Raw genomic sequence first — 12,435 nt, 5'->3', positions numbered from 1 at the left:
CGGTAGGGCGAATAACGCCCCCAGGCGTTATCCGCCGTAGCCTCTGCCGAGCTGGCGGTTATTCGTCCTACGCCGGGCTTTCCTCCAGCGGCTGCTCGCGCAGCAGCTCCAGCCAGGCCTGCGCCGCCCGCGACAGGTAGCCGCCACGGCGCCAGATGAAGGCGATGTCCCAGCGCAGGTCCGGCTCCTTGAGCAGGACCCGCACCACTCCCGGGCGTTCGATCTCGCGAGCGATCACTCGTGGTAGCAGCACCACTCCCTGGTTGGCCGCCACCAGCGCGCCGAGGAAGTCGGCCTGGCCGCTGCGGCCGCCTTCGCGCGGGCTGAAGCCGGCCTCCAGGCAGGCGCGCAGCAGGCGGTCGTTGAGGGTGAAGCTCTGCTGGTAGAGCAGGAACGGGCTGTCCGCCAGTTCGCCGAGGGCGACGCTGGCGGCAGCGGCCTTGGGATGCCCGGCCGGCAGCAGCACGTCCAGCGGTTCGTTGCAGAACGGCTGGTAGTCGAAGCCGTCGTCCGCCGGGGTGAGGCTGCCGGCCAATTCCAGCTCGCCGGCCAGCACCGCCTGCTCCATGGTCTTGCTGCCGCCCTCCACCAGGTGCACGGCGATGTTCGGATAGCGCCGCCGGTATTCGGCGAAGCGTTGGGCGAACAGCGCGTCGGCACCGAGCAACGGCAGGCCCAGGCGCAGTTCGCCGCGGTTGAGCTGGCTGAGGTCGTCCAATTCGCTGAGCAGGTCGCGGCGCAGCCGCAGCATCTCCTCGGCGCGGCGAAACACCACGGCGCCGGCGTCGGTCAGGCGCACGTGCGGCCCGTTGCGTTCCAATACCTGCACGCCAAGGCTCTGCTCCAGTTGGGCGACCTGCTTGCTGATGGTCGACTGGCTGGCGTGGCGGACCTGAGCCGCCTGGGTGAAGCTGCCCTGGCGGACCACTTCGACGAAGCTGCGGAGTTGACGGAATTCCATTCTGGAATGGCTCTCATGCGGACAATTCGCTTTGGGGATGATAGGCCGGGCCTTATCCTTTCTCCATCCCCGATTTCCCAGCCAAGGCCTTTCCCATGTTGCCCCCGCTCGTCCGCCGTCTGTCCCGCCTTGCCGCCGAACTGGCGGTACTCATCGCCTTCTGGTGGGCTGGCGGCTGGCTGGCGAAGGCCATCGGCCTGCCGCTGCCGGGCGGGGTGGTCGGCCTGGCGGCGCTGTTGCTGCTGTTCGCCAGCGGCCTGCTGCGTCCGGCCTGGCTGCAGGCCGGGGCCGGCCTGTTGCTGGCGGAGATGTTGCTGTTCTTCATCCCGGCGCTGATGAGCCTGCTCGACTACGGCGCGCTGCTACGCAGCGAGGGCTGGCGCATCCTCCTGGTGATCATGCTCAGCACCCTGCTGGTGATGCTGGTCACCGCGGTGTCGGTGGAGTGGATGTGCCGCTGGAGGGCGCGCCATGAGTCTCGATAAGCAAGCCCTGTTCTGGTTGGCGGCGACCGTCGGCGGCTACCTGCTGAGCCGCCAGCTGTACCGCCGGGTGAAGTGGTACTGGCTGTCGCCCATCGTGTTCGTCCCGGTGCTGCTCTACGCCCTGGCGATTCCCACCCATACCCGCTACGCCGACTACGCCCGCGACACCAATTGGCTGGTGGCGCTGCTCGGTCCGGCGACGGTGGCCTTCGCCATCCCGATCTGGCAGCAGCGCGAGCTGCTGATGCGCCACTGGCCGGCGCTGCTGGCCGGGATGTTCGCCGGCACCGCGGTGGCCATCGGCAGCTCCTGGGCGCTGGCCCAGGCCCTGGCGCTGGACGGCCAGGTCACGCTGTCGTTGCTGCCGCGCTCGATCACCACGCCGTTCGCCATGGAGATGTCCCACGACCTGGGTGGCGTGCCGGAACTGACCGCCGCCTTCGTGATGATCACCGGGGTGTTCGGCGCGGTGATCGGCGGCACCCTGCTGCGCGTCCTGCGCTTGCGCACGCCGCTGGCCCGCGGCGCGCTGTTCGGCGTCGGCGCGCACGGCGCCGGCACCAGTCGGGCCTACGAGTTCGGCGGCGAGGAAGGTTCGGCGGCCGGTCTGCTGATGGTTCTCACCGGGCTGTTCAACCTGCTGGTCGCACCCCTGGTCGCCCACTGCCTGTAGCCTGCGCGCATAGGCCGGCTGAATCCTCCGCCATTCAGCCGGCGCGCGAGTGTAAGCCCGGCGACAGTCGCCGGAGGAGGGCGGGGCTAGACTGCGGGCATCCGATAACGACAAAAGAGGATGCCGCCGTGACCGCCGTTCACTCCCTGCCCGCCGATGTGCAAGCCCAGGTCTCCGCCGCCGAATGGCAGACCCGCGTCGATCTCGCTGCCTGCTACCGGCTGGTCGCCCTGCACGGTTGGGACGACCTGATCTTCACCCACATCTCGGCCAAGGTGCCGGGCACCGAGGACTTCCTGATCAACCCGTTCGGCCTGATGTTCCACGAGATCACCGCCTCCAGCCTGGTGAAGGTGGACGCCAGCGGCAAGAAGCTGATGGACAGCCCCTACGAGATCAACCCGGCCGGCTACACCATCCATAGCGCGGTGCACGAGGTCCGCCACGACGTCGAGTGCGTGCTGCACACCCATACCGCCGCGGGGATCGCGGTGTCCTGCCAGAAGCAGGGCCTGTTGCCGCTGTCGCAGCAATCGTTGTTCGTGCTCTCCAGCCTGTCCTACCACGCCTACGAGGGCGTCGCCCTGAACCATGAGGAAAAGGCCCGCCTGCAGGCCGACCTGGGGACCAGCAACTTCCTGATCCTGCCCAACCACGGCCTGCTCACCTGCGGCGGTTCCATCGCCGATACCTTCCTCATGATGTTCACCCTGCAACGCGCCTGCGAGGTACAGGTGATGGCGCAGAGCGGCGGCGCCGAGCTGATCCACATCCCGGGGCAGATCCTCGCCGGCGCGCGCGACATGATCGCCGGGGTGATGCGCAGCAAGACCGGCATGGGCGGCCAACTGGCCTGGCCGGCGCTGCTGCGCAAGCTCGACCAGCAGAACCCGGGCTACCGCCAGTGACCGCGGCGCTGCCCGGCATTCCCCTGGAGGCCTGGCGGAGGCGCGGCCGCACCCTGGATTTCAAGGGCTTCCCGATCCGCTACTGGGAAGCCGGGCAGGGGCGGCCGTTGCTGCTGATCCACGGTTTTCCCAGCGCCGCCTGGGACTGGCACTACCTCTGGGAGCCGCTGGCGCAGCGCTACCGCGTGCTGGTCTGCGACCTGCTCGGCTTCGGCGATTCGGCCAAGCCGCGCGCCCATCGCTACAGCCTGCTGGAGCAGGCCGACCTGCAACAGGCGCTGCTTGGCCACCTGGGAGTCGACGAGCCGCTGCACGTGCTGGCCCACGACTACGGCGACAGCGTCGCCCAGGAACTGCTCGCCCGCCATCACGAAGGCCGGCTGCGGCTCGCCTCCTGCGTGTTCCTCAATGGCGGGCTGTTCCCGGAAACGCACCGCCCGGTGCTCAGCCAGAAGCTGTTGCTGAGCCCGTTGGGCGGGCTGTTCGGCCGGCTGTTCGACCGCCGCGCCCTGGCGCGCAACTTCGCCAAGGTCTTCGGCCCGCGCAGCCAGCCCGGCGAGACCGAGCTGGATGCCTTCTGGAGCCTGATCGAAAGCAACCAGGGGCAGCGGGTGATGCATCGCCTGATCCGCTACATCGTCGACCGCCGCGAGCAGCGTGAGCGCTGGGTGGCGGCGTTGCAGCACGGCGGGGTGCCGTTGCGGGTGATCGACGGCGCCGTCGACCCGATCTCCGGGGCGCACATGGTCGAGCGCTACCGGCAACTGGTCGCCGATGCCGACTGCGTGCTGCTCGATGGCATCGGCCATTATCCGCAGATCGAAGCGCCGGCGGCGGTGCTCGAACATTACCTGGCGTTTCGCGCCCGACTGGATGATTCAGAGTTTTCTTAAGCGAGTTTGAGATTGCAGCAAGTGCCATCGCGCAAGGATCGGGGCTAGGGTGCTGGCGCCTCGCTGGACGAGGCGTTTCGTCACCCATGGAGGTCTCCATGCACGATCCCGTTTCTCCCTTGCGCGCGTTCGACGAGGGCTCCTGGTTGTTCCGCCAGATGGTGCAGGCGCAACCGTTCATCCGCCAGTCCGGGATGGTCCTCGCCGAACTCGGCCTGCTGCTGGCGCTCGGGCTCGGCTACCTGTGCTGGCAGGAAGGCAGTCGCTGGTACGCCGTCGGCGCCGGCCTCGCGTTGCTCGGCAGCCTGCTGCTGGTGGTGGTCCGGCACAACTACGACTGGTGGCTGTTCAAGCTCGGCCCGCGTGGCCGGCTGTACATTCCGTTCGACTGAAGCGGAACATCCCGCTGCCTTATCGGGCGCCATTCATGGCGGCGCGAAGCCTTGTCCCCGCCGGCGGGCTGGCCGACACTCGGGCAATCCTTCCTACTGCCCTGGAGTCCCGAACATGAGCGATGCCCTGCGTTTCGACGACCAAGTCGTGATCGTCACCGGAGCCGGCGGCGGCCTTGGCCGCGCCCACGCCCTGCTGTTCGCGAAGCATGGCGCCCGGGTGGTGGTCAACGACCTCGGCGGTAGCACCCATGGCGAAGGCGCCAGTGCCTCGGCGGCGGACAAGGTGGTGGCGGAGATCCGTGCCGCCGGCGGCACCGCGGTGGCCAACCACGACTCGGTCACGGACGGCGGCAGGATCGTGGAGAACGCGCTGGACGCCTTCGGTCGCGTCGACGTGGTGGTCAACAATGCCGGCATCCTGCGTGACAAGACCTTCCACAAGATGGAGGACGCCGACTGGGACCTGGTCTACCAGGTGCATGTCGAAGGCGCCTACAAGGTCACTCGCGCCGCCTGGCCGCACTTGCGCGAGCAGGCCTACGGGCGGGTGGTGTTCACCTCCTCGACCTCGGGCATCTACGGCAACTTCGGCCAAAGCAACTACGGCATGGCCAAGCTCGGCCTCTACGGCCTGACCCGCACCCTGGCCCTGGAAGGGCGCAAGAACAATATCCTGGTCAACGCCATCGCCCCCACCGGCGGTACGCGGATGACCGAGGGGCTGATCCCGCCGCAGGTCTTCGAGCAGCTCAAGCCGGAGCTGGTCAGCCCGCTGGTGGTCTACCTCGGCAGCTCGGCCTGCGAGGATACCTCGGGGCTCTATGAGGTCGGCGGTGGCTGGATCGGCAAGGTACGCTGGGAACGCAGCCTGGGCTTCGGCTTCGATCCGAAGGCCGGCTTCGACGCCGAGGACGTGGCCGCGCACTGGCAGCAGATCTGCGACTTCGAGAACGCCGCGCACCCGGCGGACAACGTCGAGGCGCTCCGTGAAATGATGGCCAACCTGCAGAAGCACGCGCTCTGAGACGCCCGGCGGATGCGGCGCGGCCGCGGGAAAAGGACTAAGGTGAAGACCGGCTGACGCCGGTCTTCTGCCATCCGGCCGGTGTCTTTTTTCGCTTTTTCCGCAGGGAGTCTGTCATGAGTGTCATCGTCGAACGCAACGGCCCGGTCACCACCCTGGTCATCGCTCGCCCTGAGCGGCGCAATGCGGTGGACCGGCCGACCGCCCAGGCCCTGGCCGACGCCCTGCGCGAGTTCGAAGCGGACGATACGGCGCGGGTCGCGGTACTCACCGGCAGCGGCGGCAATTTCTGCGCCGGCGCCGACCTGGCGGCGGTGGCCGAGGATGGCGAGCGGCGCAATCGCCTGGAGGCGGAGGGCGACGGACCGATGGGGCCGAGCCGCATGCAGCTCGGCAAGCCGCTGATCGCCGCCATCGAAGGCTATGCGGTGGCCGGCGGGCTGGAGCTGGCGCTGCTCGCCGACCTGCGGGTGATGGCCGAGGACGCTATCTGCGGAGTGTTCTGCCGGCGTTTCGGGGTGCCGCTGATCGATGGCGGCAGCGTGCGCCTGCCACGGATCGTCGGGCAGGGCCGGGCGCTCGACCTGATCCTCACCGGGCGTCCGGTGAAGGCCGACGAAGCGTTGCAGATCGGCCTGGCCAACCGGGTGGTGCCGAGCGGTTCGGCGCGAGCCGAGGCCGAGGAGCTGGCGGCGGAACTCGCCGCCTTCCCGCAGACCTGCATGCTCGCCGATCGCGCCAGCGTATACGCGCAGTGGGAACTGTCCTTCGACGTGGCCCTGGCCAACGAATTCCAGGGCGGGCTGGCGGTGATCGAGAGCGGCGAGACCCTGGAGGGCGCGCAGCGCTTCAAGGACGGCGAGGGGCGCCACGGGCGCTTCGAGTGACGCCGTCGCGCCGCCCGGGCTAGCGGTGGATGATCACGTAGCTCTTGCGCACGGTTTCCTGCACATCCCACACGCCAAGACTGTTCTCCGGCAGCAGCAGGGCATCGCCGGCCTCGATGCGGATGGTCTCGCCGCCGTCCGGGGTGAAGGTGCAGCGGCCTTGCAGGAAGTGGCAGAACTCCTGCTCGACGATCTGCCGCCGCCAGCGTCCGGGGGTGCATTCCCAGATGCCGGTTTCCACCTGGTCGGTGCGCTCCACGGCGTAGGCGCGGGTCTGCGCGACCGGCTCGCCAAGGGGCACCGCGACCGGGCTGGCGGCGCCAAGATCGGCGCCGGCGGTATTTTTCAGAAGGGTCAGGGCCATGCGGTTTTTCCTCTGTGGGAGGTGGAGGGGATTCTCAGCGCATCAGGCTTTCCATGCCGGCCGCGAGGGTTTGCGCCAGGCTGCGGCGCCAGGGCGCGCTGTGCGGGTCGGCAAGGACCCGGTCCTCATGGACGAAACTGCGGATGATCGCGTTGTAGCCGAGCCAGCGGCAGGGTTCCGGTTCCCAGCGGGCCAGGCTGTCCAGCGGACGCTCGCCCAGCACCCAGGGCTGCCGCAGCAGCTCGCTGTCCTCACCGAGGATCAGCGCGGCCAGGGTGCGGCCGCCGAGGTTGCTGGCGCCGACCCCTTCGCCGCCGTAGCCGCCGGAGAGGGCGATGCCACTGGCGCGGTCGAGCAACATGTGCGGGCGGAAGCGCCGGGCCATGCCGAGGTTGCCGCCCCAGGTGTGGCTGATCCTGGCGTCCTTGAGCAGCGGGAAGAGTTCGCCGAACAGGTAGCGACGCAGGCCGACTTCCTCGTCGTCGAGGCTGAAGTCGCTGCGCAGCTTGCCGCCGAAGCGGTAGCCGCCCCGCGCGCCGAAGGCCAGGCGGTCGTCGGCGGTGCGCTGGCCGTAGGTGACCTGGCGGCTGAATTCGCTGAAGGCCTGGCCGCGCTCCAGGCCGATCTCCGCCCAGACCGACGACGGCAGCGGCTCGGTGGCCACCAGCAGACTCTGCACCGGCAACTGGTAGTGGCCCAGCGGCGGCAGGCTGGCGGCGTAGCCTTCCACTGCCGGTACGATCCATTCGGCGCGCAGTTCGCCGCGCTCGGTGCGCAGCAGGCCGCGTTGCCAGTGCAGCACCCGGCTCTTCTCGAACAGCCGCACGCCCAGGCGCTCCACCGCGCGGGCCAGGCCGCGCGCGAGCCTGGCCGGCTGGATGGTGGCGCAGTGCGGCGAATGGATCGCCCCGTAGCTGCCGGGGATGCGCAACTGCTGGTCGAGTTCCTGCGGCGTCAGCCAGCGGTAGTCGCTTTCGTCCAGGCCTTCGGCATAGAGATCATGCAGATAGGCGCGCAGGCGGCGTTCCTGTTCCGGGTAGCGCGCCGCGCAGTAGAGCACGCCGCCCTTGCGGTAGTCGCAGTCGATGCCTTCCTCTTGCAGCACCCGCGCGACTTCGTCGGGAATCCCGTGCAGCAGGTCGTAGCCGGCCCGGCGCCGCTCCGGCGGCAAGCCGGCGAGCAGGCCGTCCTCGCCGAGCAGGTTGCCCATCAGCCAGCCGCCGTTGCGCCCCGAGGCGCCGAAGCCGGCGGTTTCTGCCTCGACGATGGCGACGCGCAACTGCGGCGCCCGGCGCTTCAGGTAATAGGCGGTCCAGAGGCCGGTGTAGCCGGCGCCGACGATGGCCACGTCGACCTCGAGGGATTCTTCCAGGGACGGGCGCGCTTCGAGCGGATCGTCCAGTTGATTCATCCACAGGCTGAGGTGGCGCCAGGCCGACATAGAGGGCTCCATAGCGAGAGGGAAGGGGGAATGCGGCGAGGGTAGGAAGATGCCGTGCGCCTGTCGTGCGCGCGGGTCCGCTGGGAAATCTCAGCGGCGCGACGACAGGCGCTTCAGGTATTCGCGCGGAGACTGGCCGGTGTGCTGGCGGAAGCAGCGGTAGAAGGCCGACAGCGAATTGAAGCCGGCGGCGAAGGCCAGTTCGTCGACCCGTCCGTGCAGCTCGCCGGAAAGCTGGCCGAGCAGGTGTTGCAGGCGGGTCTGGTTGACGTACTGGTAGAAGCTCAGGCCGAGCACCTGGTTGAGCAGGTAGGAAATCTGGTTGCGCGTATAGCCGGTGGCATTGGCCACCTGGGTCAGGTCCAGGTCCGGATCGAGATAGGGCTGGGCCTGTTGGAAGTAGTGCTCCAGGTCGCGTGCCAGCAGGCTCAGCTGCTTGGCCGAAAGCCCCAGGCGGCTGGCCGGCGGCCGGCCGTCGCCGCCGGCCTGGGCTCCGCCGCCGCTTTCGTGGACCAGCGAGGCGTATTCGTTGATACGCCAGATCAGGCCGTCGCGCACGGTGATCGCCTCGCTGGCGCGGAACGAAGCCAGGCGGCCGCTGAGGGTCACCCGCAGGCGGTACTGGATGAAGGCGGTATCGCCGTCGAAGCGGATACGGTCGGTGTGCTCCAGCGACTCGTCGGGGCCCTTGGGCATGGTCGCCTCGACGTACTCGCGGAGATCGGCCAGGCGCATCCGGCGGTTCTGGAAGAAGTCGTTGTATTCGACCTCGGGATGATAGAGCGCCATCACCGCGTCGATGTCGCGGTGCTTCCAGCTGAGGTGGTAGCGCATGACCGTCTCGCGGGTGGCGTCGGCGAGGTCGCGGTCGGCGGGAATGGTCTGTTCGGGCTGCATGCAGCGAAGGATGCCATCGCCGCCGCCGGCGGAACAGTGCCGCGCCGTCATCCATGCACTGGATGACGGCGTATCCATCCTGCATATGGCGTTCGCCGAGGCGCTTTCCAGGGCCCCTGTTCACTCTTTCGGGCGACAGCCGGAATACCTCCTTGGTGCGCTTACCGCCGTTCGGGCCGCTGGGTAGGGTGTAGCCACCTCGACCCTGTCAGGAGAGCCGCATGACAACAACAAAAAGGCGCGGAATCTTCCCTCTGCACGCACTCGCTGCGGCCACAGCCCTGGGTTGCGCCACCCAGGCCTCGGCCGTGTCATTCAACATCGGGGAGATCGAAGGGCAATTCGACTCGTCGCTGTCGGTGGGGGCCAGCTGGTCCATGCGTTCCGCCGACAAGGACTACATCGGCACCCGCAACGGCGGCCACGCCTCGTCGCAGACCTCCGACGACGGCCGGCTCAACTTCAAGAAGGGCGAAACCTTCTCGAAGATCTTCAAGGGCATCCACGATCTCGAACTCAAGTACGGCGACACCGGCGCGTTCTTCCGTGGCAAGTACTGGTACGACTTCGAGCTGAAGGACGAACACCGCCTGCTCTACGACATCGACGACCACAACCGCAAGGAGGGCGCCAAGTCCTCCGGGGCGCAGTTGCTCGATGCCTTCCTCTACCACAACTACAGCATCGGCGACCTGCCCGGCAGCGTGCGGGTCGGCAAGCAGGTGGTGAGCTGGGGCGAGAGTACGTTCATCCAGAACTCGATCAACAGCATCAACCCGATGGACGTCGCCGCGTTCCGCCGGCCCGGCGCGGAGATCAAGGAAGGCCTGATCCCGGTGAACATGCTCTACCTGTCCCAGGGCATCAGCGACGCGCTGACCGTCGAAGGCTTCTACCAGTTGGAGTGGGACCAGACGGTGATCGACAACTGCGGCACCTTCTTCTCCACCACCGACGTGGTCGCCGATGGCTGCGAGCGGATGGTCTATGCCGGCAGCGACTTCGACCCGAACCCGGCCAACGGCTACCGCTATCTGCCGCGCGCCGGCGATCGCGATGCCCGCGACAGCGGCCAGTGGGGCCTGGCCCTGCGTTGGTACGCGGCGGAGCTGAACGACACCGAGTTCGGCCTGTACGCGATGAACTACCACAGTCGCAACCCGTACTACAGTGTGATCGCCGGCAACGGCCTGGCCACCTCCGACCCGGTCACCGGGCGCTCCACCGGCTATTACTTCATCGACTATCCCGAGGACATCCGCCTCTACGGCCTGAGCTTCCAGACCAACATCGGCAGCACCTCGGTGGCCGGCGAGCTGAGCTACCGGCCGAACATGCCGCTACAAATCAACAGCACCGACATGTCGATCGCCGCGATCTACCCGACCACCCTGTTCGGCAACCCGATCTACGACAGCGGCTTCGCCACCCCGCGCGCCGGCGAGGTGATCAACGGCTACGTGCGCAAGCCGGTGACCCAGGCACAGGTGACCGTCACCCAGTTCTTCGACCGGGTACTGGCGGCCGACCGCCTGACCGTGGTCGGCGAAGTCGGCTACAACCACCTCAGCGGGGTCGACGGCGACGACCTGCGCTACGGCCGCGACGCCATCTACGGCATCGGCGAACTGCCGAACAACGCCTTGTGCACCGGCGCGCTCAACGTGGCCAACCCGCAGGAGTGCAACAGCCACGGCTTCTACACCCGCAACTCGTGGGGCTATCGCCTGCGCGGGATCCTCGAATATCCCAACGTGTTCGCCGGGGTCAACCTGAAGCCGAACCTGGCCTGGTCGCACGACGTCGAGGGCTACGGGCCGAACTTCAGCGAGGGCGCCAAGGCCGTCAGCGTCGGCCTCGATGCCGACTACCAGAACACCTATACCGCCAGCATCAGCTACACCGACTTCTTCGGCGGCAACTACAACCCGATCAACGACCGCGACTTCCTCGCGGTGAGCTTCGGGGTGAACTTCTGAGGTCCGCCGCCCCTCGGGGCGGCCGCTTTCGCGGATACGAACAAGGATAACGACGCATGAAAACAGCACGACTCCTGTCCTCCGGGGCGCTGGCCCTCAGCCTGCTGGCCGGTTCGGTGACGGCGGCGGTTTCGCCCGACGAGGCCGCCAAGCTCGGCAGCAGCCTGACCCCCATCGGCGCGCAGAAGGAAGGCAACGCCGACGGCAGCATCCCGGCCTGGACCGGCGGCCTCGCGGCCAGCGCCGGCAAGGTCGATGGCAAGGGCTTCCTTTCCGATCCCTTTGCCGACGAGAAGCCGCTGTTCACCATCACCGCGCAGAACGTCGAGCAATACAAGGACAAGCTCTCCGACGGCCAGTTGGCGATGTTCAAGCGCTACCCGGAAACCTACCGGATCCCGGTGTACAAGACCCATCGCACGGTGGCCCTGCCGGCCGAGATCGACGAGGCGGTCAAGCAGAGCGCGCTGAACGTGCAGCCGATCAACGACGGCAACGGCCTGTCGAATTTCGAGAAGAGCCGCTACTACGCCTTCCCGATTCCGAAGAACGGCGTCGAAGTGCTCTGGAACCACATCACCCGCTACCGCGGCGGCAACCTCAAGCGCACCATCGTCCAGGCCACCCCGCAGACCAACGGCAGCTTCACGCCAATCCGCTTCGAGGAGTCGGTGGCATTCCCGCAGAACATGCCCGACCTCGACCAGAGCAAGGCGGCCAACATCCTCACCTTCTTCAAGCAGCAGGTGACCGCGCCGGCGCGCCTGGCGGGCAACGTGCTGCTGGTCCACGAGACCCTCGACCAGGTCAAGGAGCCGCGCCTGGCCTGGGTCTACAACGCCGGCCAGCGCCGCGTGCGGCGCGCCCCGCAGGTGGCCTACGATGGCCCGGGCACCGCCGCCGACGGCCTGCGCACCTCGGATAACTTCGACATGTTCTCCGGCGCCCCGGACCGCTACGACTGGAAGCTGGTCGGCAAGCGCGAGATGTACATCCCCTACAACGCCTACAAGCTCAACGACCCGACCCTGAAGTACGGCGACATCATCAAGGCCGGGCACATCAACCAGGACCTGACCCGCTACGAGCTGCACCGGGTGTGGGAAGTGGTCGGCACGGTGAAGCCGGGTGAGCGGCACATCTACGCCAAGCGCCACATGTACATCGACGAGGACAGCTGGCAGATCGCCCTGGTCGACCACTACGACGGTCGCGGCCAGCTCTGGCGGGTCGGCGAGGGCCACGCGCAGTACCACTACGACCAGAAGGTCGCCGGCTACACCCTGGAGGCGCTCTACGACGTGATCGCCGGTCGCTACCTGGCGCTGGGCATGAACAACGAGGAGAAGCGCGGCTACGAGTTCGGCTTCAAGGCCTCGTCCGCCGACTACACGCCGGCCGCCCTGCGCAACGCAGGGGTACGCTGAGTCCCGGCCAGTCGCGACGAGCGTGGCGTCTTGTGCCGACGCGCTCGTACGTTATGACGGCCCATCACCCGGCGCAATCATCGTTCAGCAGCGGGGCAGGC

General features: G+C 67.9%; 13 protein-coding genes. 9 read left to right on the top strand and 4 right to left on the bottom strand.

The genetic code is table 11. From position 1 onward, the window contains the following. Nucleotides 1-67 precede the first annotated feature (67 nt). Entirely contained in the window at nucleotides 68-961 is an 894-nt protein-coding gene (locus JHD77_RS00745) for a LysR family transcriptional regulator (RefSeq protein WP_003102321.1), read from the bottom strand. A gap of 95 nt (nucleotides 962-1,056) precedes the next feature. On the opposite strand from JHD77_RS00745, the gene JHD77_RS00740 reads away from it, so the two are divergent. The 7 genes from JHD77_RS00740 to JHD77_RS00710 all read left to right on the top strand — a co-directional run bounded on the left by JHD77_RS00740 (nucleotide 1,057) and on the right by JHD77_RS00710 (nucleotide 6,226). Further along, nucleotides 1,057-1,446 (top strand): CidA/LrgA family protein, encoded by a 390-nt coding sequence (locus JHD77_RS00740; RefSeq protein ID WP_003091885.1) that lies wholly within the window; start codon nucleotides 1,057-1,059, stop codon nucleotides 1,444-1,446. Beyond that, entirely contained in the window at nucleotides 1,433-2,119 is a 687-nt protein-coding gene (locus tag JHD77_RS00735) for an LrgB family protein (RefSeq protein ID WP_003102323.1), read from the top strand. Before JHD77_RS00740 ends, JHD77_RS00735 begins: the two co-directional genes overlap by 14 nt. A 128-nt stretch (nucleotides 2,120-2,247) precedes the next feature. Next, nucleotides 2,248-3,027 (top strand): class II aldolase/adducin family protein, encoded by a 780-nt coding sequence (locus tag JHD77_RS00730; RefSeq protein WP_003091880.1) that lies wholly within the window; start codon nucleotides 2,248-2,250, stop codon nucleotides 3,025-3,027. After that, complete coding sequence (locus JHD77_RS00725; RefSeq protein ID WP_019484490.1) at nucleotides 3,024-3,920, top strand: alpha/beta fold hydrolase; 897 nt, start codon at nucleotides 3,024-3,026, stop codon at nucleotides 3,918-3,920. Before JHD77_RS00730 ends, JHD77_RS00725 begins: the two co-directional genes overlap by 4 nt. Nucleotides 3,921-4,018: 98 nt before the next feature. After that, nucleotides 4,019-4,312: a hypothetical protein gene (locus JHD77_RS00720; protein ID WP_003114489.1), complete on the top strand. Its 294-nt coding sequence runs from the start codon at nucleotides 4,019-4,021 to the stop codon at nucleotides 4,310-4,312. 115 nt (nucleotides 4,313-4,427) lie between these two features. Then, nucleotides 4,428-5,339 carry an SDR family oxidoreductase gene (locus tag JHD77_RS00715; RefSeq protein ID WP_003111019.1) on the top strand — a complete coding sequence of 304 codons (912 nt, stop codon included), beginning with the start codon at nucleotides 4,428-4,430 and terminating at the stop codon, nucleotides 5,337-5,339. 116 nt (nucleotides 5,340-5,455) lie between these two features. Continuing rightward, the gene (locus tag JHD77_RS00710; protein ID WP_003091874.1) at nucleotides 5,456-6,226 is read left to right on the top strand and encodes a crotonase/enoyl-CoA hydratase family protein; all 771 of its coding nucleotides are present in this window, start codon (nucleotides 5,456-5,458) and stop codon (nucleotides 6,224-6,226) included. A 19-nt stretch (nucleotides 6,227-6,245) separates the two neighbouring features. On the opposite strand, the gene JHD77_RS00705 is transcribed toward JHD77_RS00710, so the two are convergent. The 3 genes from JHD77_RS00705 to JHD77_RS00695 form a co-directional block, all read right to left on the bottom strand. Further along, a complete protein-coding gene (locus JHD77_RS00705) occupies nucleotides 6,246-6,590 on the bottom strand; it encodes a cupin domain-containing protein (protein WP_003091873.1) in 345 nt (114 codons plus the stop codon). A 34-nt stretch (nucleotides 6,591-6,624) separates the two neighbouring features. Then, nucleotides 6,625-8,031 (bottom strand): NAD(P)/FAD-dependent oxidoreductase, encoded by a 1,407-nt coding sequence (locus JHD77_RS00700; protein ID WP_003102335.1) that lies wholly within the window; start codon nucleotides 8,029-8,031, stop codon nucleotides 6,625-6,627. A gap of 90 nt (nucleotides 8,032-8,121) precedes the next feature. Beyond that, entirely contained in the window at nucleotides 8,122-8,865 is a 744-nt protein-coding gene (locus JHD77_RS00695) for an AraC family transcriptional regulator (RefSeq protein WP_073655380.1), read from the bottom strand. A 284-nt stretch (nucleotides 8,866-9,149) separates the two neighbouring features. Between JHD77_RS00695 and JHD77_RS00690 the strand changes: the two genes are divergently transcribed. Both JHD77_RS00690 and JHD77_RS00685 read left to right on the top strand, forming a co-directional pair. Then, nucleotides 9,150-10,907 carry a DUF1302 domain-containing protein gene (locus JHD77_RS00690; RefSeq protein ID WP_003102337.1) on the top strand — a complete coding sequence of 586 codons (1,758 nt, stop codon included), beginning with the start codon at nucleotides 9,150-9,152 and terminating at the stop codon, nucleotides 10,905-10,907. Nucleotides 10,908-10,963: 56 nt separating this feature from the next. After that, complete coding sequence (locus JHD77_RS00685; RefSeq protein WP_003102338.1) at nucleotides 10,964-12,334, top strand: DUF1329 domain-containing protein; 1,371 nt, start codon at nucleotides 10,964-10,966, stop codon at nucleotides 12,332-12,334. The last annotated feature ends 101 nt before the right edge of the window (nucleotides 12,335-12,435 follow it).

It is taken from the genome of Pseudomonas sp. P20, from assembly GCF_016463925.1.
Lineage (GTDB): Bacteria > Pseudomonadota > Gammaproteobacteria > Pseudomonadales > Pseudomonadaceae > Pseudomonas > Pseudomonas aeruginosa.
Note: the sequence above shows the minus strand (reverse complement) of the source record. Positions and strands in the feature narration are given on the sequence as shown.